We start from the raw sequence: 18,921 nt of genomic DNA, 5'->3' as shown, positions 1-18,921 counted from the left end.
CAATTATGAGTCGTAATCCACGTATTGACAATAGGAGGTCACTTCATATTATCTCTGCTTTATACTACCATACTATTTATCATTTAAAAATCATACAATTATGGGAAATTGTGCAGAAGTATGATAGAATTTCTGTAAAAGTGGAGGCAAGAAAATGGAACAATATAAAAAAGAGTTTATTGATTTCATGTTGGAATCTAAAGTGTTAAAATTTGGTGATTTTACACTAAAATCAGGACGTAAATCCCCATTCTTTATGAATGCTGGTGGATATGTTACAGGTAACCAGTTAAAAAAATTAGGTGAATATTACGCAAAGGCAATCGTTGATCAATATGGTAAAGACTTCGATGTATTATTCGGACCTGCATATAAGGGAATTCCATTGGCAGTTGCGACGACAATCGCATTAGATAATTTATATGGAATGGAAGTTCGTTATTGTTCAGATCGTAAAGAAGAAAAAGATCATGGAGCTGACAAGGGAAGTTTCTTAGGAACAAAACTACAAGATGGAGATCGCGTTGTTATGATTGAAGATGTTACGACATCTGGAAAATCAATGGAAGAAACAGTGCCGAAGGTTCGTGGTGCAGCAAATGTTGAAATCGTTGGATTGATGGTTTCTTTAAATCGTAATGAAAAGGGAAAAGGTGAAAAGACTGCATTAACGGAAGTTAGTGAATTATATGGTTTCCCAACAGCTGCAATCGTGTCAATGCCGGAAGTAATTGAATATTTAGGAGATAAATTAGATCCTGAATTAAAATCAAGAATTGATGCATATTATGAAGAATATGGAGCTAAGGAATAGAGTCGAAAGATTCTATTCTTTTTAATTACTTTTCGTATTGCGGTATATTTTGCATAAAAATACTTTGCGCACTGCGGTATATTCATTACTAAAATACTTTGCGTATTGCGGTATCTGTGGTATATAATATTTTATATAAAGGAGATATCGCGATGGAAATAAAAAGAAAAATTTACTCTAAACTTTTGAGGTGGAAACAAGAAACAAATGGATCCAAAGCATTGTTGATTGAAGGAGCTCGGCGTATTGGAAAATCTACAGTGGCAGAAGAGTTTGGTCGAAACGAATACAAATCTTATGTTTTAATTGATTTCAACAAGGCTTCAAAGACGATTATTAAAGCTTTTGATAATTTAAATGATTTGGATACTTTTTTTCAAATTATTTCTTTGGAAATGAATGTTCGATTGTTTAAAAGGGAATCGTTGATTATATTTGATGAAATTCAAAGATTTCCTCAAGCTAGACAAGCCATTAAATATTTGGTTGAAGATGGTCGGTATGATTATTTAGAAACGGGTTCTTTGATTTCAATTAAAGAAAATGTTGAAAATATCACATTGCCATCCGAGGAAAGAAAGATTCGTATGTACCCTGTAGATTTTGAAGAGTTCATAATCTATATGGGTGAAGAATTATTGTTTGAATATATCAAAAATTGTTGGGATAAGAAAAAGCCTTTAGATGAAAAAATGCATGCGAAGGCTATGTATTTATTTAAAGAATATTTGCTGGTTGGGGGAATGCCACAGGCATTAAAAGCTTATAAAAATGGGAATAAAGATTTTTACGCGGCAGATGTGGAAAAAAGAGATATTCTTGAACTCTATCGTGATGATATTAGGAAAGCGGCTAAAAGATACAATTCAAGGGTATCTGCCCTATTTGAAAATATTCCAGGATATTTATCCACACACGAAAAAAGGGTTGTTTTATCTAAATTAGGAGAATCTAATCGTAGTTTTGACAGGTATGATGAGCCTTTATTTTGGCTAGACGATTCTATGATTTGTAATTTATGTTATAAATGCACAGACCCAAATGTAGGGTTTGCGTTAAATAGGGATGATTCTTATGTGAAATGCTACATGGGCGATACAGGATTATTAGTGAGTTTGGCATTTAGTGAAAATGAGTTGAGTTCTTCAAGATTGTATCAACAAATCATGAATGATAAATTATCTTTGAATAAAGGTATGTTGTATGAAAATATGATTGCGCAAATGATTACTTCTATGGGAAAAAAGCTTTATTTTTATACAAAGTATAATAAGGAAAAACATAGAAATGATATTGAAATTGATTTCTTATTATCAAATGAGAGTAAAACAAATCTAAAAGTATTTCCAATCGAAGTAAAATCTTCAAAGAATTATTCAGCTACGTCTTTAGATAAATTTAAAGATTTATTTGGTAAGAAAATCGCAACACCATATATTGTTCATCCAAAGAATCTAGCAAGGAAAGATAATATAATTTGTATTCCGCCATATATGATATGTGCAGCATTTAGTGATGCTTTAGAATAGGGTCAAAAGATTCTATTCTTTTTTCATATTTTACGTTACATCGAACCTATTTTGAATTAAAATAGAAGTAGATAGTGCAGTGTACAAAAGTGAGGTGATGGTGTATATAATATGCTGCATCATGACTTTAAGGAAAAGACAAATAATAATTCTTACAAAAACTTAATAATTTTGGTAAAATGTCTACAACAACGAGTCTTCTTACGGGATATAAATCCAGTTGTAGAAGGCTCGATTTTTGTATATTAGGAGGTACCCTTATGATAATTACAATTACACGTGAATTTGGAAGTGGCGGAAGAACCATTGCCAAGAAATTAGCTGAAAAACTAGGCTATGCTTATTATGATTATGAAATTGTGCAACAAATTGCGCAAGAAAGTGGCTTTGCGAAAGAGTATATTGAAGAAAATGGGGAAGATGCATCAAGCACAAGTACATTTGGTTTTATTTGGAATAATTATGGATATAACTTATCGGATGAACTCTATATTGCACAAAGAAATGTAATTTGTGAATTGGCCGATAAAGGAAACTGCGTTATTGTAGGAAGATGTTCAGACTATATTCTTCGTGATCGTAAAGACGTATTGAATGTATTTATTCATGCGGATTTTGAATATCGCAAAAATCGAGTTGTATCGGTTTATGGGCAAAATGAATTTGCGCCAGACAAACGTATCAAAGACAAAGATAAACGTCGTATCGCTTACTATAAATATTACACGGATCGTAAATGGGCAGATGCTAAAAACTATCAATTGTGTTTAGACAGTGGTGTTTTGGGTATTGATAAATGTGTGGAAATAATTGAAAGTGCTATGTAGAAATTTAAGAGTGTTTGATTAAGGTCAAACACTTTTTCTTTTGTGTGGTGTATAATAAAGTACATACGGAGGAAACATATGGAACAAGATTCTCTATTTTCAATACAAGAAGATACAAGGCCTTTAGCCGATCGTATGCGTCCGGAAACATTGGATGAATATGTAGGACAAAAACAGCTTGTTGCCAAGGGAAATCTTTTGTGGCAAATGATTGAACATGATCAGGTGACATCGATGATTTTCTGGGGTCCACCTGGAGTAGGAAAAACGACATTGGCACGTATTATTGCCCATCAGACAAAGAGTTATTTTGTGGATTTCTCAGCTGTTACTAGTGGCATTAAAGAAATCAAGGAAGTTATGAAACAGGCCGATACGCGTAGGGCCTTGGGACAAAAAACAATATTATTCATAGATGAAATTCATCGTTTTAATAAGGCGCAACAAGATGCATTTTTACCCTATGTGGAAAAGGGAAGTATCATTCTAATTGGTGCTACAACAGAAAATCCTAGTTTTGAGATCAATTCCGCCCTTTTATCTAGGTGTAGAGTGTTTGTGTTAAACAGTCTAAATACGGATGACTTAAAAGATTTGATTATTCGTGCTATTTCCAGCTCAAAAGGATTAGGCAATTTAAAAATACATATTACGGATGAAGATATAGAGGCGATTGCCGCATTTTCAGGTGGGGATGCCCGCTTTTGTTTAAATACATTAGAGATGGTTGTTTATAATAGTCCAAGTGAATTGGATGGTATTCATGTTTCACAGGATATTTTGAAGCAATGCCTTCAAAAAAGGTCGTTATTGTATGATAAAAAGGGGGAGGAACACTATAATATTATTTCTGCTCTACATAAAAGTGTACGAAACTCCGATGTACAGGCCGCTGTATATTGGTTAGCACGTATGTTAGAGGCTGGAGAAGACCCTTTATATATCGCAAGAAGACTCGTTCGTATGGCTAGTGAAGACATTGGTATGGCCGATTCTAGGGCCTTAGAAATCTGTGTGGCAGCCTATCAGGCATGTCACTATTTGGGTGTTCCAGAATGCAATGTACATTTAACGCATGCAGCTGTCTATTTGGCTTTAGCTCCAAAATCAAACGCTTTAGAAGTGGCTTATAATAATGCGAAAAGTGACGCATTAAAAACATTAGATCAGCCAGTGCCTTTACACATTCGTAATGCGCCAACAAAGTTAATGAAAGAGTTAGGCTATAATAAAGGATATGAGTATTCACATGATTATGAATATCACATGACGGATATGCAATGTCTTCCAGATGCGCTAGTTGGTAAAGAATATTATGTACCAAGTGATCAGGGTTCTGAAGTGAGGGTGCGTAATCGTCTTGCGCAGATTAAACAAATCAAGACGATGGTGCATAGGAATCGTATGATTAAGCAAAATCCTAAAGGAGGAAAATCGTGAAACCACATGAGCTAATGAATGAATTACAATATGGTGAGAGTATAGAAGTAGAATGTAAAAAAGCGTCAAATTCTTTACCAAAATCTGTATGGGAAACATATTCTTCTTTTGCAAACACAAATGGTGGAACTATATATCTAGGGGTTGATGAATCCAAAAACAATCATTTTGAGATTGTTGGAGTAGATTGTCCTGAAAAAATAATAAAAGATTTTTGGGATACAATTTCAAGCGATAAAGTAAGTTCAAATATTTTGTTGGAGAAAGATGTTCGTAAGGAATGTATTGATGGCAAAAGTGTTGTCATAATTCATGTACCTCGTGCCGATTACAAGCATAGACCAGTTTATATAAACGGAAATCCTATGAAAGGAACATATAAAAGAAATTATGAAGGAGATTATCATTGTACAGAAAGTGAGATAAAATCATTCTTTCGAGATGCTAGCGATGAAGGGAGCGATGGTACCTTGTTATCAGGCTATACAATGGAAGATATTGATGGAGATACTTTGCAGATGTATAGGAACGCATTTGAGGTACATAATCCCAATCATGTATGGAATTCATTGGATAATAAAAACTTTTTGAGAAGTCTTGGCGGATATGCAGTAAACAGAGGGACAAAAGAAGAAGGATTGACGTTAGCGGGATTATTGATGTTTGGGAAAGGCCTCTCTATACGGGAACGATTAGAGAATTTTCGCTTTGATTTTTTAGATATGACGAATTTGTTTGGAGACAGAAGATGGTCAGATCGTTTGACATATGATGGAACATGGGAAAATAACATTTACAATTTTATTAAGATAGTATTACCTAAGTTAGTGTCTGATTTAAAACGACCTTTTGTTTTGGAAGGTTTTCAACGGAAAGATGATACAGTAGTACATGCCTCTATACGAGAAGCAATGATGAATAGTATTATTCACTGTGATTATCATCAAGCTGGAATTTTAAAGATAATTAAAAAAAATAATGAATTTATTTTTTCTAATCCAGGTAGATTAAAAATATCTATTGAAGAAATTTATGAAGGTGGAAATTCAGTTGCGAGAAATCCTAAAATACAAACAATGCTGAGGATGATTGGATATGGTGAGAATATTGGTTCTGGATTCCCTATGATTTTAAAGACGTGGAAAGCCGAAAATTGGAGAAAACCAGAACTTTTAGAAAATGAAAACTTATCATGTGTTGAATTGCATTTACATATGATAAGTTTATTGCCTCAAGAGATAACAGAATATTTATCGCAAATATTTAAAGAGGATTATTTCTTGTTAGAAGCAGAAGAACAAATGATTTTAAGCATTACTTATATGGATAAGGAAATTACAAATGAGAAAATACAATTATTGCTTAACACACATGTTGTTGAAGTTGGTAAATATTTATCTGATTTAGTAAAAAAAGAAATGTTGGTAGTAAACCAAAGTGGTAGATGGACAACCTATAGCATAAATGAAAAGTATGGAGTATCTTTGATTTCATCTTTGGAATCAGATGAAGATTTGAATAAAACAGATAGAGAAATATTAGAATATTTAAAGAATAATAAGAAAATTACATCTAAAGATGTTATAAAGTTGACTAATATTTCATCCATATCAGGGGCTAATAAGGCTCTAAAAAGATTATTTGATAAAAATCTGTTGAAAAAAACTAGAATTAAGAATAGTGTATTTTATGAAATAAAGGAGTATTAAAGTGAAAACCACTCAAAAAAGTGGAAACCACTCAAAAAAGTGGAAACCACTCAAAAAAGTGGAAACCACTCAAAAAAAGTGGAAACCACTTTATGAGATACAAACAAAACTTGGAGGATTACATGAAAATAGAAATTCATAGTTTACAAGAAACACAGGAATTTGCCACTAAAATGGCAGATCTTTGCAGAAATAAACAATTAGTCATTACATTAGATGGAGATTTGGGTGCAGGTAAAACGACTTGGACAAAAAGCTTCGGGAAAGCTTTGGGTGTAAAGAATGTGATTAATTCACCAACCTTCACAATCTTAAAGGATTATAAACAAGAAGGTGGAGTCCCTTTCCATCATATTGATGCGTATCGTTTGGAAGGAAAATGTCAGGACTTAGGTTTTGAAGATTGTTTTGATGAAGGAATTACTGTAGTAGAATGGTCTGAATTTATTGAAGATCAATTGCCACAAGATCATATCAAAATTTCTTTTGAAGAAGGTATCGATGAAAATCGTACAGTGACATTAGAATATACGGGTCCTGTATCAAAAAGTATTGTGGAGGCATATCATGATTAGTTTATGTATGGATAGTGCTTATAAAGCATTAGTGTTAGGTTTATATAAAGATGGAACATTGATTGATGGTGTATCTATTGAAGCGTTCAAGAAACAAAGTGAAACGATTTTTGTGGAATTAAATCAATTGTTTGAAAAAACAGGTTTAGACTACAAAGACGTAGATGAAGTAATCATTACAGATGGTCCGGGTTCTTATACAGGTATTCGTATTGCGATGACAATTGCGAAAGTATTTTGTACACAAATGCATAAAACATTAAAGTGTATTAGTACAATGCAGTTGTTTGCGGGCATGGATGAAAGTGCCAATGTTATTTTGGATGCACGTAGTAAAAGAGCGTATGTAGCACATTTAGAAAAGGGTGTTGTTGTTGGTGAAACACAAATTTTAGAAGTCGATCAATTGGAAGATTTCTTAAATGAACATCCTGGAACATTATATGGAGATGGTTATTTGGTGAATCAAGAAGCTGCAAGTTGTGATTTCTTGAAGAATTTTATGGAGGTAGCAAGTCGTACAATTGAAAATGTACATGCTTTAGTTCCTCAATATTTAAAAGAAAGTGATGCTTATAAAGCATGATTTTTAAAGAAATGAAAGACACGGATCTTGCTCGTGTTTTAGAACTTGAACAAGCTTGTTTTAAACAACCTTGGCTAGAAAAAGATTGTTTATATGAATTGAATGAGAATCCCTTTTCTCATGGTTGGATCTTAGAAGATGGAGATACCATTGTTGGCTACGCCTTTTTATGGGAAACATTTGAAATGGCGCAGCTAGCTCGTATTGGAGTCGATCCTGACTTAAGAAAAAGAGGATATGGTAAAGAATTGATGATGCATTTATTTGATCGAGCTCGAGAAGCAGCTTGTGAATATATGACATTAGAGGTTCGTGCTAGTAATGAGGCAGCCTTGAATTTATATCAAAAAATGGGCTTTATTCAAGTCAATGTATCTAAGAATTATTATCCGGATGGAGAAGATGCTATTGTGATGACATTGGCATTGTAGGAGGATTGTATGATTATTATCGGAATTGAAAGTAGTTGTGATGAAACAGCCGTTGCGGTTGTCAAAGATAAAAAGGAAGTACTATCGAGTGTAGTCGCAAGTCAAATTGATGTGCATACAGAATTTGGTGGGGTCGTACCCGAAGTTGCGAGTCGTATTCATGTAGAAAATATTTCGTATTGTATTGAAAAAGCATTGAAGGATGCCAATATCACTATGGAAGATGTGGATGCGGTTGCTGTTACGCAAGGTCCTGGCTTAATTGGATGTTTACACGTTGGTGTGCAAGCTGCCAAGACTTTGGCTTTTGCCTACCACAAACCATTAGTTCCTGTACATCATTTGGCAGGGCATATTTATGCCAATGAATTAGTGGTGGATATGAAATATCCTGTGTTGGCACTTGTTGTTTCTGGTGGAAATACAGAACTTGTTTATATGAAGGATGAAACAAGTTTTGAAATCTTAGGAGAAACACAGGATGATGCGATTGGAGAAGCCTTTGACAAAGTGGCTCGTGTGTTGGGTCTTGGATATCCTGGTGGTCCTAAAATTGATAAATTGGCAAAAGAAGGTAAGCCGGTATATGAACTGGCAAAACCGAAGACACAAGGTCGTTATGATTTTAGTTTTTCTGGATTGAAGAGTAGTGTTCTACAATTTACAAAGCGTATGGAAAGACAGGGCAAGACATTTGATATGGCAGATTTGGCTTGTTCATTCCAAGAATGTGCATTGGATGAAATTTTCTCTCGAGTAAGAGCTGTACTTGATGATCACAAAGATATTCGTCATTTCGTTGTAGGTGGTGGAGTAAGTGCTAACTTAAGACTTCGTGAAAAAGTAGAAGAATTAAGAAATGAATATCCAGAAGTTGAGTTTACAGTGCCTCCAATGTATTGTTGTACAGACAATGCAAGTATGATTGGTGTTGCAGGAACCATCGCTTATCTTTCTGGAAGAAGAGGAGATGCAAGTTTAACAGCCGATTCAAGTTTAGAAATTCAATAGGAGGTTTTATGCAAGAGTTACGTTTACTTCAAGAAAAAGATTTAGAAAGTATATATCCAATCTATGTATATTATGTAAAGACAAGTACAGCTATATTTGATGTTGTGCCAGATTCTTTTGATGTATTTAAAGAACATATGGTGGAAATTTCAAAGACAAATCCATTTTATGTCGCATTTAATAATGATGTTTTAATTGGTTATGGCTATGTGCACCCTGCTTTTTCTAAAGAGGCGTATAAGTATTGTATAGAACTTACTATTTATTTTAAAGAAGGAAAACATTATGGCTTGCCTTCAAAAATGCTAGATCAGCTTGAAGCGGATTGTAGAAAATTAAACATACGTTGGATCATTTCATGTATTACAGATTCGAATGAAGAAAGTATAGCTTTTCATAAAAAGCATGGCTTTACTATGTATGGGGCATTGCCTTCTTGTGGTATAAAATTTGATGCGTGGCATGGTGTGGTTTGGCTTTGTAAGAGACTGGATGAGGTTAAAAAGGTTTTTTTGTGTGCAAGTAATGCAACTATCTTGGGTAATGTTTCAATTGGTGAAGGTTCAAGTGTTTGGTATAACGCTGTGATTCGTAGTGAAGAAGAAACGATTGAAATTGGGCAGGAAACCAATATTCAAGATCAGTGTGTTTTGCATACGGATTGTGGTTATCCATTAAAAATTGGTAATCGTGTCACGATTGGTCATGGGGCTATTGTGCATGGTTGTACGATTGAGGATGAGGTGCTTATTGGTATGGGTGCTATTATCTTAAATGGAGCTCATATAGGAAAGCATAGTATCGTCGGTGCTGGTTGTGTTGTGCCTGAAAATATGGTGATTCCACAAAAGAGTGTTGTGGTTGGAGTACCGGCTAAAATCATTAAAAAGACTTCAGAATCTCAGGTTTCTGACATTCTTTCAAATGCAGATCATTATATAAAATTATCGAAAAAATTGGGTTAGTCATTTGGCTGATCCTTTTGTATATTGTAAAATCGTTGTAGTGAGGTTGACTATGGAAAACTTATTAAATTATGTACGTTTAAGAAGAGATATCGACTTTTCTGTTCGTCCCTTTAATGAGGTGGATATGTTAGTATGTGCCGATCTATCTTATGTGGATTGGGATGGTATTGTGGAAAAGGACGAGGTTTCTTTAGAGGTAGCATGTCGTAAATATCTTTCTTTATATAGTGAAGAGGAATTAAAAAGTAAGTATACATTTTCAATGAATCTTCCACATTTAATTGATGCGTTGCAAGATACGATTCGTTATGGAAATATAAAGTTAAAGAACTATAAAAAAGTCTATAGCGATGAAGATGTGATTCAATTTAGTGTGGTAACACTTGTGTTGCCAGATGGATCTTTCGTTATTTCTTTTAGTGGTACGGATGGTAGTATTACGGGATGGAAAGAAAATTTAATGATGACCTATAGCAAGGATCTTCCTTGTCAAATCCTGGCGAGGGATTATGTCAAAGAAACTATTGCGGATATTCCTGAAACGAGTTCTTTGTTTGGATTAAAAAAGAAAAAAGTCTATCCAAAGATGTATTTGACGGGGCATTCGAAGGGTGGAAATCTGGCGATGTATGCCTATTTAAAAAATCCAAAACTACAGGGATATATTGAAGGTGTGAAAAGTTTTGATGGGCCTGGCTTTGCGGATGGTTTTTGGCAAGGTGATGAGGATGTATCTAAGATTACAAACTATATTCCTAAGGATAGTATTGTGGGTCGTGTTTTAGATCATAGAGAACAAACAAAAGTCATGGATGCTCAAGGTTCTGGCCTAGTTCAGCATGATACGCTTATGTGGAGTGTGGATATAAAAGACTTTAATTATTGTGATGCACTCACAAAAGAGAGTGATGATTTATTGGAATATGCAAATAAGTTATTGATGGATCGTCCACTGGAAGAAAAAGAGCGTTATTGTCATTTGATTGGAGAACTATTTGATCGTATGGAAATTTATACGATTGCGGATTTAACTGAATTTTCATTTAAACAGGCATTGTCTGGAATTAAGGAGATTCGTCAATTGAATGCAGAAGAAATTAAGTTTATGTTTGAAGTTGTGAAATTTATTGCGGTGCAATCCGCTCCAATATTAGTGAAGGGAAGAAAGTGAAATGAGAAAAATAGGTTGGATTGGTGCTGGCATTATGGGTCAGCCAATGGTTATTCATTTATTGAATAAGGGTTATGAAGTGCATGTGTACGCAAGACATCCAGAAAGGGTAGAACAAGCTAAAAATGCAGGTGCCATTTTAGAAGAATCGATTGAGTCTTTGACATCCAATGTAGATGTGATTTGTACAATGGTCGGTTTTCCTAGTGATGTTAAAGAAGTATATGATGTGATTTTTAGTTGTATTGAAGCGGGTAAAACTTGTATTGATTTTACGACTTCAAGTCCAAAGTTAGCTAAAGAATTGTACACAAAAGGAAAAGAATTGGGTGTTCATGTATTGGATGCGCCAGTGACTGGTGGAGATACGGGAGCGAAAAATGGTACTCTAACTGTTTTGGTTGGTGCAGACAAAGAGGATTTTGAAACAAATAAAGAAATCTTTGAAGCGTTTGGAACACAAATTGAGTATTGTGGCAAGGCTTGTTGTGGTCAACATGTCAAGATGGCGAACCAAATCATGATTGCGAATACGTTACAAGGTATTTGTGAGGCCATGTCGTATTTGAATTGTAAAGATGTGGATGAATCTTTCGTGTATCGCTTCTTGCGTAATGGTGCTGCTGGATCTAAACAATTGGAATTCCAAGGTAAGAAGATGTTAGAGAATGATTATGCGCCTGGTTTTTATGTGAAGCATTTTGTGAAGGATTTAAAAATTGCAGTACAAGAGGCCAATTTTCCTTTGTATGGTGTAAATCGTGTCATCAAAGAATATGTGGATCTAATGGATCGTGGTATGAGTGATTTAGGCACGCAATGTTTGATTGAATATTTTAGAAAGCCACAAATTAAAGCAGTCATCTTTGATATGGATGGTTTGATGTTTAATACGGAAAAGATGTTTAAGGATGAGTTCAAAGAGAAGGCTAAAGAATTAGGCGTTTCTTGTCCAGACTATTTTCCGGAACCTTTAATTGGTTGTGATTCAAGAAAGGTTGCAGAGTTTGAAATGATGTATCCAGGTGTGACAAGAGTTATGGAAGAAATTCAGGAAGAGCGTGTGGATTATTTCTTTACATATTTTAAAGAGCCTGGTAGTGCCAATATGGTTGGATTACAGAATTTAATTGAGTATATTGAAGAGAATAAGATTCCTTATGCGGTGGCTTCAAGTTCACATCCGCAGGCTATTAAAAAGTTCTTGTCGCATGCAGGTTTTGTGTTAAGTCCCAATGTGATTGTATCTTCTAAAGAGGGATATAACTCAAAGCCGGCTCCAGATGTTTTCTTGGCAGCAGCTGAAAGATTAGATGTAAAGCCAGAAAACTGTTTAGTGTTAGAGGATAGTAAGCATGGAATTATGGCAGCAGCCAATGCGAAGATGCAATCCATTTTTATTCAAGATCAGATTGCGCCAGATGACGAAATGAAGGAGTATATCCAAGAATCTTGTAAGGATTTAAATGAAATAATTGATTATTTAAAGCGTTGTAAATAATTGGTTGCTACTTTATAATATTTTTGAGAAATTAATAGGAGGACGTAATGAAAAAAGAATTAGTCATTGTTCTTGATTTTGGAGGACAATATAATCAGTTGGTTGCACGTCGTGTTCGTGAGTGCAATGTATATTGTGAAATTTATTCATATAAAACAGATTTAAAAAAAATCAAAGCTATGAATCCAAAGGGAATTATCTTAACTGGAGGACCAAATAGTTGTTATGAGGCAGATTCACCTACATATTCAAAGGAATTATTTGAATTGGGTATCCCAGTTCTTGGTCTTTGCTATGGCGCACAATTGATGATGCATGTATTGGGTGGAAAAGTAGAAAAAGCGGATCACCGTGAATATGGTAAGACAGAGGTTCTTGTGGATAAGACTTCTTCTAAAATCTTTGAGGGGGTATCAGAAAAAACAATTTGCTGGATGTCACACTTTGACTATATTTCACAGGTAGCACCTGGTTTTGAAATTACGTCTCATACAGATAACTGTCCTTGTGCATCAAGTGAAAATGCAGAAAAAGGATTATATGCAATTCAGTTCCATCCAGAAGTATTACATACACAAGAAGGGTCAAAAATGTTATATAACTTCGTTCGTGGTGTTTGTGGATGCTGTGGTGATTGGAGAATGGATAACTTTGTTGAAGAACAAATTAAGGCTATTCGTGAAAAGGTTGGAGATGGAAAAGTTTTATGTGCCCTTAGTGGTGGAGTAGACTCTTCTGTTGCAGCTGTATTATTATCAAAAGCAATTGGTAACCAATTGACATGTGTATTTGTTGATCATGGTTTACTTCGTAAAAACGAAGGGGATGAAGTAGAGGCTGTATTTGGCCCAGAAGGTCCATATGAATTAAACTTCATTCGTGTAAATGCGCAACAAAGATATTATGAAAAGCTAAAGGGTGTTGAAGAACCAGAAGCAAAACGTAAGATCATTGGTGAAGAATTCATTCGTGTATTCGAAGAAGAGGCTAAGAAAATTGGAAAAGTTGATTTCTTAGTTCAAGGAACGATTTATCCAGATGTTGTTGAGAGTGGTTTAGGTGGAGAATCTGCTGTAATTAAATCTCACCATAACGTTGGTGGACTTCCTGATCATGTGGATTTCAAAGAAATCATTGAACCATTACGTGACTTGTTCAAGGATGAAGTTCGTAAAGCCGGTTTAGAATTAGGTATTCCTGAATACTTGGTATTCAGACAACCATTCCCAGGACCTGGTTTAGGAATTCGTATCATTGGTGAAGTAACTGAAGAAAAAGTAAAAATCGTCCAAGATGCAGATGCTATCTATCGTGAAGAAATCGCAAATGCTGGATTAGACCGTTCAATCGGTCAATACTTTGCAGCATTGACAAACATGCGTTCAGTAGGTGTTATGGGTGATGAAAGAACATATGATTATGCCATCGCTTTACGTGCTGTTAATACAATTGACTTTATGACTGCAGAATCAGCTCAGATTCCATATGAAGTATTAAATAAAGTTATGTCTCGTATTATCAATGAGGTTCGTGGGGTTAACCGTGTAATGTATGACCTTACTAGTAAGCCTCCTGGAACAATCGAGTTTGAATAATATATTAGAGCCAAGAAATGCCTATTTTACGGGCTTTCTTGGCTCTTTCTATGTCCGTTGACAATCAAATGACAATACTTTTTTAATATTATTGTAAATAATTTCTTCTTATTTAGCTGGGAATTGGCTCTTCCAGTCTAAATATTCTTTTTCTGTAATCTCTTCATTTCTGAATTTCTGGTACATATCAGCCCATGCCCCAATATGATCCAGCATATTTAAAGAATCGTGTCCTTTGTCTTTAAACATGAGTTGTGGTACGCCGGATTCATCCCGGTAGGCGTGCAGACCATATTGATCCTCTAAAGCAAATAATGCGTGCATGACACTAACATAAGTATCAAAGTTTGGATCAGACATGGCGTATGGACTGATCTTTAATGAGTTTGCTATTTTTTCCAATTGTTCTGATGATGGAAAACGATTCCCAAGTTCATAATTTCTAATTGCCGATTCGCTCAATCCGGACATGATTGCCAATTCTTTCTGTGTATATCCTTGATTGATCCGGAATTTTCTTATTTTCTCACCTACTGTCATAGGAAAACACTCCTTTGCTGATTGTTACTTAAAAGTATAGCATAAACAGTTCAAAAATGAAATATAAAAATAAACCGTTCATTTTTGAAATTATTCTATTGACAGTACGGGAATGAAATGTTATGATGCATATACACCGTTCGATAATGAACTGAAAAAGAAAGGAGGGATATAGATGGCTAGTAAATTATTTATATCAGCAAAAGAAGTAGCGAAAGAATTAGAAGTATCTGATTCCTATGCGTATCGTTTGATCCGTCAGTTAAATGCGGAATTGGAACAAAAAGGTTTCGTTGTTGTCAAAGGAAAAATCAGCCGTAAATATTTTGAAGAACGAGTTTACGGTATGAACGAAATGAAATAGCAGGAGGTGATGTTTTGACAGTAATCAAAAACCAAAAGTCAAATACTTACGAGGTAAGAACCTATTATAAGGACTGGACCGGCGTAAGAAAGCAGAAGACGAAAAGGGGATTTAAACGTAAATGTGATGCCCAGGAATGGGAAAGAGCGTTTAAATTAAAGGAGAATTTGAGTCTGGATATGTATTTTGAAGATTTTGTAGATCTTTATCTGAATGATATCAAATCCAGAATCAAATATAATACCTGGCTGACGAAAAAGCATATTGTAGAAAAAAAGATTCTCCCATATTTTTCGAAAAAGAAGTTGCAGGAAATAAAACCTTCCGATATTCGGCAATGGCAGAACACCATGATGAACTATCGGAATAAACAAGGAGAAGGCTATTCACAGGTCTATCTAAAGACCATCCATAATCAGCTGAGTGCAATTTTGAATCATGCAGTTAATTTCTATGATTTGAAAAGCAATGCTGCACGCAAGGCAGGATCTATGGGAAAAGAAAGAACAAAAGAGATGCTTTTCTGGACAAAAGAAGAGTATATGAAGTTCATTGAAGCGGTGGCGGATAAGCCAATCTCCTTTTATGCATTTGAAATCTTATATTGGTGTGGAGTGCGTATGGGAGAGTTGTTAGCACTGACACCGGCAGATTTCGATTTTCAGGCTTGTACTATCCGGATCAATAAGTCTTATCAAAGATTAGAGGGGAAGGATATTATTACGGATCCTAAGACTGTGAAGAGTAATCGCATAATCACCATGCCGGAATTTTTAAGCGAAGAATTAGAAGCGTATATAGGAATGCTGTATGGTTTAAATGAAAATGACAGGATATTCCAAATTTCAAAAAGCTATCTTCATCATGAAATGGATCGTGGTGTGAAGTTGTCAGGAGTGAAGAGAATACGAATCCATGATTTACGACATTCTCACGTGTCATTGTTGATTAATATGGGATATTCTGCGGTGGCAATTGGAGAAAGGGTAGGGCATGAAAGTGTGGAAATCACATATCGATATGCGCATTTATTCCCGACAATCCAAACAGAAATGGCGGAAAATCTAAATCAGGAAAGAGAGGAATATCTGGATGAGTGAAAAAAATAGGGATAACAAGAATCGGTGGCGTAATGTAACCATAGCGTTTCGAATGTCTCCGGAAGAAAATGAAGAGCTGAATTTAAGAGTAAAGCTTTGTGGATACCAGACGAGACAAGAATATATCATTGAAAGTGTTTTACATCAAAAAGTCACAGCAGTAGGAAATCCGTTGATGTTAGTACAGTTTAGAAAACAGCTTCGAGGGATTGAAGAGGAACTAAAAAGGTTAACTACATTAGAGGATGCCGATGAAGAGTTGTTTACACCTATTCGAACAATGTTGGAGATATTAAATGCATTTGCAGAAGAAAGAAACTATGAAAAAAGGAAAAAAGAAAAAGCCCAGAAATAATCTGAGCAAGTTCCCTGATCATCAGAATAACTGATATATCACCTTAACAACTTGAGTATATCACAAAATTGTTGTTGCAACAATTGTTAAATTCTGTTTGCCAGGGACTTGCCCGGTTGGGCAGGAGGTGGAAATGGAAGATAATTATAGAGAAGTAAAAAAGGCAGAACCATGCCTGAAATTGATCCACATGGATCAGGTTGAAGTGGAAGAAATCGAATGGCTCTTTTATCCCTTCATACCATATGGGAAGGTCACCATTATTCAGGGAGATCCTGGAGAGGGGAAGACTACTGTGGTGTTGCAGATCATAGCAAAATTAACAAAAGGAGAAGCAATATTAAGTGAGACAAGCGAAGGAAAATCTGAAGAGACAGGTGTAGAGCCAATCAATGTGATTTATCAAACAGCTGAAGATGGACTGGGCGATACGATCAAACCAAGATTGTTAGCGGCAGGGGCAGATTGTTCCAGAGTCTTGGTAATTGATGATCAGGATCAGCCATTAACAATGGTAGATGCAAGGCTGGAAGAAGCGATCATACAGACGAAAGCAAGACTTGTAGTATTAGATCCAATTCAAGGCTTTCTAGGGGCTGGTGTTGATATGCATAGGGCAAATGAGATTCGCCCATTGATGAAAAGAATCTCTGTATTAGCAGAAAAATATCAATGTGCCATTATTCTGATCGGTCATATGAATAAAAATAGTAATGGAAAATCATCCTATCGTGGATTGGGTTCTATTGACTTTCAAGCGGCAGCAAGAAGCGTGTTGATTGTTGGAAGAGTGAAAGATGAACCGGAAATCCGAGTGATCTGTCATGTAAAGAGTTCTCTTGCTCCGGAAGGAGATGCTATCGCCTTTCGATTAGACAAAGAAAAAGGATTTCATTGGATTGGAAAATATGACATCAGTGCAGAGGACTTATTGTCTGGTGATGGGCGAGGGCAAAAGATCCGAAGTGCGAAAGAATTTTTAAAAGAGATCTTAGCAAATGGATCAATGGAACAGGCAAAAATAGCGGAAGAAGCAGAAGAACGAGGAATTAAAAAGAAAACACTTTGGAATGCGAAGAAGGAATTACAGATTGATTCTGTGAAGATAGGGAATAAATGGTTCTGGATGTTACAAGAAGAGTAAAGGAAGATGGCAAGATTACCATATCTTAAAGAATAGGGAATCTTGCCACCTTGATTAAAAAGGAGTGAAGTGATGAAAAAAGTACAGATTGATTATGAACTGTTTCGAAAATTGATCTTTTATCATCTGGGTTCAGATGATCAGTATGAAGAAGATATTCGAAATGGCTTGGAAGAAAAATTGGATGCATTAGTCAGACATGAACTCTATACGAAGTATAAGACGGCTCCTTCTGAGGAAGAGCAGGAGAAAGCACGACAGGAATATTTAGATAAGCGTGGAGTGTCAGCCAGTTATCGGTGGTGATGTTTGTTTGGGGAATATAGAACAGGAGCGTGGCACGCACCTGTATGATACCAAACAAGGAGAATTGCTGTAGGGTGTAGCCGATACAGTGCTGGCTGATTTGAAAGCTCCCGGCAGGGCGCAAGGGTACTTTTGATGGACGTTAGGCTGTCGAAAGTGCTTTTGCGTTACTTTTGACAAAAGTAACAAAACATGATCGCCATATCTGGCGTTTTAAAATGAAGGAAAGGAGATTTATTGAAGAGGACGATTAGTTTTATGACAGGGAAAGGCTCCCTGAACCATAACAGTAGAAAATTTCATGCAAAGAATACGGATCCGAACAGAACCCATTGGAATGTTGAATATTGTAATGAAGATATCAAAGACGTATATCATGAATTATTTGACGAAGCCTTGAAACGTTACAACGATAAACAGACTCGAAAAGATCGTAAGATAGATGATTACTATGAAAAGATACGTTCCGGGAAACAAGAAAAATTATTTCATGAGGTTATCCTTCAGATCGGTGATAAAGACAATATGGGATCAGAAACGATGGAGGGACAACTTGCTGCAAAGATATTAGATGAATACATGAAAGGATTTCAGGAACGAAATCCTACGTTGAGAGTATTTGCTGCTCATCTGCATTTAGACGAAGCAACGCCACATCTACATATTGATTTTATTCCCTATGTTGCAGGAAGTAAGCGAGGACTTGATACAAGAGTATCTTTAAAACAAGCCTTATCGTCATTAGGATTTAAAGGTGGATCGAGAAGTGAGACAGAGTTAAATCAATGGGTGCAATCGGAAAAGGAAAAACTAGCCATGGTCATGAGAGAAAATGAGATAGAATGGGATCAGAAAGGAACTCATGAACCACATCTTTCTGTATTGGATTACAAGAAAAAGTGATGTTAGCATATAAATAGGACTAGTCAAAAAGAGAAAATTTACACCAGTGGTA

The 18,921-nt window shown here is 35.5% G+C and carries 21 protein-coding genes; 20 read left to right on the top strand and 1 reads right to left on the bottom strand.

Features of this window, described 5'->3' with window-relative positions:
- Positions 1 to 154: 154 nt before the first annotated feature.
- The 14 genes from pyrE (at position 155) to guaA (ending at position 14,157) form a co-directional block, all read left to right on the top strand.
- Complete coding sequence (gene pyrE / locus KTQ83_RS07855) at positions 155 to 814, top strand: orotate phosphoribosyltransferase (protein ID WP_117925298.1); 660 nt, start codon at positions 155 to 157, stop codon at positions 812 to 814.
- A gap of 152 nt (positions 815 to 966) precedes the next feature.
- Positions 967 to 2,343: an ATP-binding protein gene (locus KTQ83_RS07850; RefSeq protein ID WP_244975812.1), complete on the top strand. Its 1,377-nt coding sequence runs from the start codon at positions 967 to 969 to the stop codon at positions 2,341 to 2,343.
- A gap of 260 nt (positions 2,344 to 2,603) precedes the next feature.
- A complete protein-coding gene (locus KTQ83_RS07845) occupies positions 2,604 to 3,170 on the top strand; it encodes a cytidylate kinase-like family protein (protein WP_118011139.1) in 567 nt (188 codons plus the stop codon).
- Between the two features lie 78 nt (positions 3,171 to 3,248).
- Entirely contained in the window at positions 3,249 to 4,610 is a 1,362-nt protein-coding gene (locus tag KTQ83_RS07840) for a replication-associated recombination protein A (RefSeq protein ID WP_217256491.1), read from the top strand.
- Positions 4,607 to 6,319 carry an RNA-binding domain-containing protein gene (locus tag KTQ83_RS07835; protein ID WP_217256490.1) on the top strand — a complete coding sequence of 571 codons (1,713 nt, stop codon included), beginning with the start codon at positions 4,607 to 4,609 and terminating at the stop codon, positions 6,317 to 6,319. Before KTQ83_RS07840 ends, KTQ83_RS07835 begins: the two co-directional genes overlap by 4 nt.
- A gap of 1 nt (position 6,320) precedes the next feature.
- Positions 6,321 to 6,461 carry a hypothetical protein gene (locus KTQ83_RS07830; RefSeq protein WP_217256489.1) on the top strand — a complete coding sequence of 47 codons (141 nt, stop codon included), beginning with the start codon at positions 6,321 to 6,323 and terminating at the stop codon, positions 6,459 to 6,461.
- The gene (gene tsaE / locus KTQ83_RS07825; RefSeq protein WP_040466346.1) at positions 6,442 to 6,894 is read left to right on the top strand and encodes a tRNA (adenosine(37)-N6)-threonylcarbamoyltransferase complex ATPase subunit type 1 TsaE; all 453 of its coding nucleotides are present in this window, start codon (positions 6,442 to 6,444) and stop codon (positions 6,892 to 6,894) included. The genes KTQ83_RS07830 and tsaE overlap by 20 nt, the downstream gene beginning before the upstream one ends.
- Positions 6,887 to 7,480, top strand: coding sequence for a tRNA (adenosine(37)-N6)-threonylcarbamoyltransferase complex dimerization subunit type 1 TsaB (gene tsaB / locus KTQ83_RS07820; RefSeq protein WP_186999295.1), 594 nt, complete (start codon positions 6,887 to 6,889; stop codon positions 7,478 to 7,480). Before tsaE ends, tsaB begins: the two co-directional genes overlap by 8 nt.
- Before the next feature lie 11 nt (positions 7,481 to 7,491).
- Positions 7,492 to 7,911 (top strand): ribosomal protein S18-alanine N-acetyltransferase, encoded by a 420-nt coding sequence (gene rimI / locus KTQ83_RS07815; protein ID WP_244975811.1) that lies wholly within the window; start codon positions 7,492 to 7,494, stop codon positions 7,909 to 7,911.
- A gap of 9 nt (positions 7,912 to 7,920) precedes the next feature.
- Positions 7,921 to 8,922: a tRNA (adenosine(37)-N6)-threonylcarbamoyltransferase complex transferase subunit TsaD gene (tsaD, locus tag KTQ83_RS07810; protein ID WP_217256487.1), complete on the top strand. Its 1,002-nt coding sequence runs from the start codon at positions 7,921 to 7,923 to the stop codon at positions 8,920 to 8,922.
- A gap of 8 nt (positions 8,923 to 8,930) precedes the next feature.
- A complete protein-coding gene (locus KTQ83_RS12305; protein WP_244975810.1) occupies positions 8,931 to 9,887 on the top strand; it encodes a GNAT family N-acetyltransferase in 957 nt (318 codons plus the stop codon).
- Positions 9,888 to 9,939: 52 nt separating this feature from the next.
- Entirely contained in the window at positions 9,940 to 11,061 is a 1,122-nt protein-coding gene (locus tag KTQ83_RS07800; RefSeq protein WP_217256486.1) for an Mbeg1-like protein, read from the top strand.
- A 1-nt stretch (position 11,062) separates the two neighbouring features.
- Entirely contained in the window at positions 11,063 to 12,562 is a 1,500-nt protein-coding gene (locus KTQ83_RS07795; protein WP_217256485.1) for an HAD-IA family hydrolase, read from the top strand.
- 47 nt (positions 12,563 to 12,609) lie between these two features.
- Positions 12,610 to 14,157, top strand: a complete 1,548-nt coding sequence (guaA, locus tag KTQ83_RS07790; protein ID WP_217256484.1) for a glutamine-hydrolyzing GMP synthase — start codon at positions 12,610 to 12,612, stop codon at positions 14,155 to 14,157.
- A 108-nt stretch (positions 14,158 to 14,265) separates the two neighbouring features.
- Here the strand turns inward: guaA and KTQ83_RS07785 are convergent, their stop codons facing one another.
- Positions 14,266 to 14,697 carry a helix-turn-helix domain-containing protein gene (locus KTQ83_RS07785; protein ID WP_217256483.1) on the bottom strand — a complete coding sequence of 144 codons (432 nt, stop codon included), beginning with the start codon at positions 14,695 to 14,697 and terminating at the stop codon, positions 14,266 to 14,268.
- Between the two features lie 175 nt (positions 14,698 to 14,872).
- Between KTQ83_RS07785 and KTQ83_RS07780 the strand changes: the two genes are divergently transcribed.
- The 6 genes from KTQ83_RS07780 to KTQ83_RS07755 all read left to right on the top strand — a co-directional run bounded on the left by KTQ83_RS07780 (position 14,873) and on the right by KTQ83_RS07755 (position 18,869).
- Positions 14,873 to 15,061 (top strand): hypothetical protein, encoded by a 189-nt coding sequence (locus KTQ83_RS07780; protein WP_003019365.1) that lies wholly within the window; start codon positions 14,873 to 14,875, stop codon positions 15,059 to 15,061.
- A gap of 14 nt (positions 15,062 to 15,075) precedes the next feature.
- Positions 15,076 to 16,161, top strand: a complete 1,086-nt coding sequence (locus KTQ83_RS07775) for a site-specific integrase (protein WP_116441493.1) — start codon at positions 15,076 to 15,078, stop codon at positions 16,159 to 16,161.
- Positions 16,154 to 16,516 (top strand): plasmid mobilization protein, encoded by a 363-nt coding sequence (locus KTQ83_RS07770; RefSeq protein WP_116441492.1) that lies wholly within the window; start codon positions 16,154 to 16,156, stop codon positions 16,514 to 16,516. The genes KTQ83_RS07775 and KTQ83_RS07770 overlap by 8 nt, the downstream gene beginning before the upstream one ends.
- A gap of 133 nt (positions 16,517 to 16,649) precedes the next feature.
- Positions 16,650 to 17,660 (top strand): AAA family ATPase, encoded by a 1,011-nt coding sequence (locus tag KTQ83_RS07765; RefSeq protein ID WP_016439644.1) that lies wholly within the window; start codon positions 16,650 to 16,652, stop codon positions 17,658 to 17,660.
- Positions 17,661 to 17,732: 72 nt separating this feature from the next.
- Positions 17,733 to 17,966, top strand: coding sequence for a hypothetical protein (locus tag KTQ83_RS07760; RefSeq protein WP_003019356.1), 234 nt, complete (start codon positions 17,733 to 17,735; stop codon positions 17,964 to 17,966).
- A 258-nt stretch (positions 17,967 to 18,224) separates the two neighbouring features.
- Positions 18,225 to 18,869: a plasmid recombination protein gene (locus KTQ83_RS07755; protein ID WP_217256482.1), complete on the top strand. Its 645-nt coding sequence runs from the start codon at positions 18,225 to 18,227 to the stop codon at positions 18,867 to 18,869.
- Positions 18,870 to 18,921 lie beyond the last annotated feature (52 nt).

Origin of the sequence: Holdemanella porci (assembly GCF_019052655.1) — a bacterium.
GTDB lineage: Bacteria > Bacillota_I > Bacilli_A > Erysipelotrichales > Erysipelotrichaceae > Holdemanella > Holdemanella hominis.
This window is presented reverse-complemented; position numbering and strand designations above follow the sequence as displayed.

Coding starts and splice junctions, on each gene's coding strand:
- pyrE (WP_117925298.1), top strand. CDS start 155: ATGGAACAATATAAAAAAGAGTTTATTGATTTCATGTTGGAATCTAAA.
- KTQ83_RS07850 (WP_244975812.1), top strand. CDS start 967: ATGGAAATAAAAAGAAAAATTTACTCTAAACTTTTGAGGTGGAAACAA.
- KTQ83_RS07845 (WP_118011139.1), top strand. CDS start 2,604: ATGATAATTACAATTACACGTGAATTTGGAAGTGGCGGAAGAACCATT.
- KTQ83_RS07840 (WP_217256491.1), top strand. CDS start 3,249: ATGGAACAAGATTCTCTATTTTCAATACAAGAAGATACAAGGCCTTTA.
- tsaE (WP_040466346.1), top strand. CDS start 6,442: ATGAAAATAGAAATTCATAGTTTACAAGAAACACAGGAATTTGCCACT.
- tsaB (WP_186999295.1), top strand. CDS start 6,887: ATGATTAGTTTATGTATGGATAGTGCTTATAAAGCATTAGTGTTAGGT.
- rimI (WP_244975811.1), top strand. CDS start 7,492: ATGAAAGACACGGATCTTGCTCGTGTTTTAGAACTTGAACAAGCTTGT.
- tsaD (WP_217256487.1), top strand. CDS start 7,921: ATGATTATTATCGGAATTGAAAGTAGTTGTGATGAAACAGCCGTTGCG.
- KTQ83_RS12305 (WP_244975810.1), top strand. CDS start 8,931: ATGCAAGAGTTACGTTTACTTCAAGAAAAAGATTTAGAAAGTATATAT.
- KTQ83_RS07800 (WP_217256486.1), top strand. CDS start 9,940: ATGGAAAACTTATTAAATTATGTACGTTTAAGAAGAGATATCGACTTT.
- KTQ83_RS07795 (WP_217256485.1), top strand. CDS start 11,063: ATGAGAAAAATAGGTTGGATTGGTGCTGGCATTATGGGTCAGCCAATG.
- guaA (WP_217256484.1), top strand. CDS start 12,610: ATGAAAAAAGAATTAGTCATTGTTCTTGATTTTGGAGGACAATATAAT.
- KTQ83_RS07785 (WP_217256483.1), bottom strand. CDS start 14,697: ATGACAGTAGGTGAGAAAATAAGAAAATTCCGGATCAATCAAGGATAT.
- KTQ83_RS07780 (WP_003019365.1), top strand. CDS start 14,873: ATGGCTAGTAAATTATTTATATCAGCAAAAGAAGTAGCGAAAGAATTA.
- KTQ83_RS07770 (WP_116441492.1), top strand. CDS start 16,154: ATGAGTGAAAAAAATAGGGATAACAAGAATCGGTGGCGTAATGTAACC.
- KTQ83_RS07765 (WP_016439644.1), top strand. CDS start 16,650: ATGGAAGATAATTATAGAGAAGTAAAAAAGGCAGAACCATGCCTGAAA.
- KTQ83_RS07760 (WP_003019356.1), top strand. CDS start 17,733: ATGAAAAAAGTACAGATTGATTATGAACTGTTTCGAAAATTGATCTTT.
- KTQ83_RS07755 (WP_217256482.1), top strand. CDS start 18,225: ATGACAGGGAAAGGCTCCCTGAACCATAACAGTAGAAAATTTCATGCA.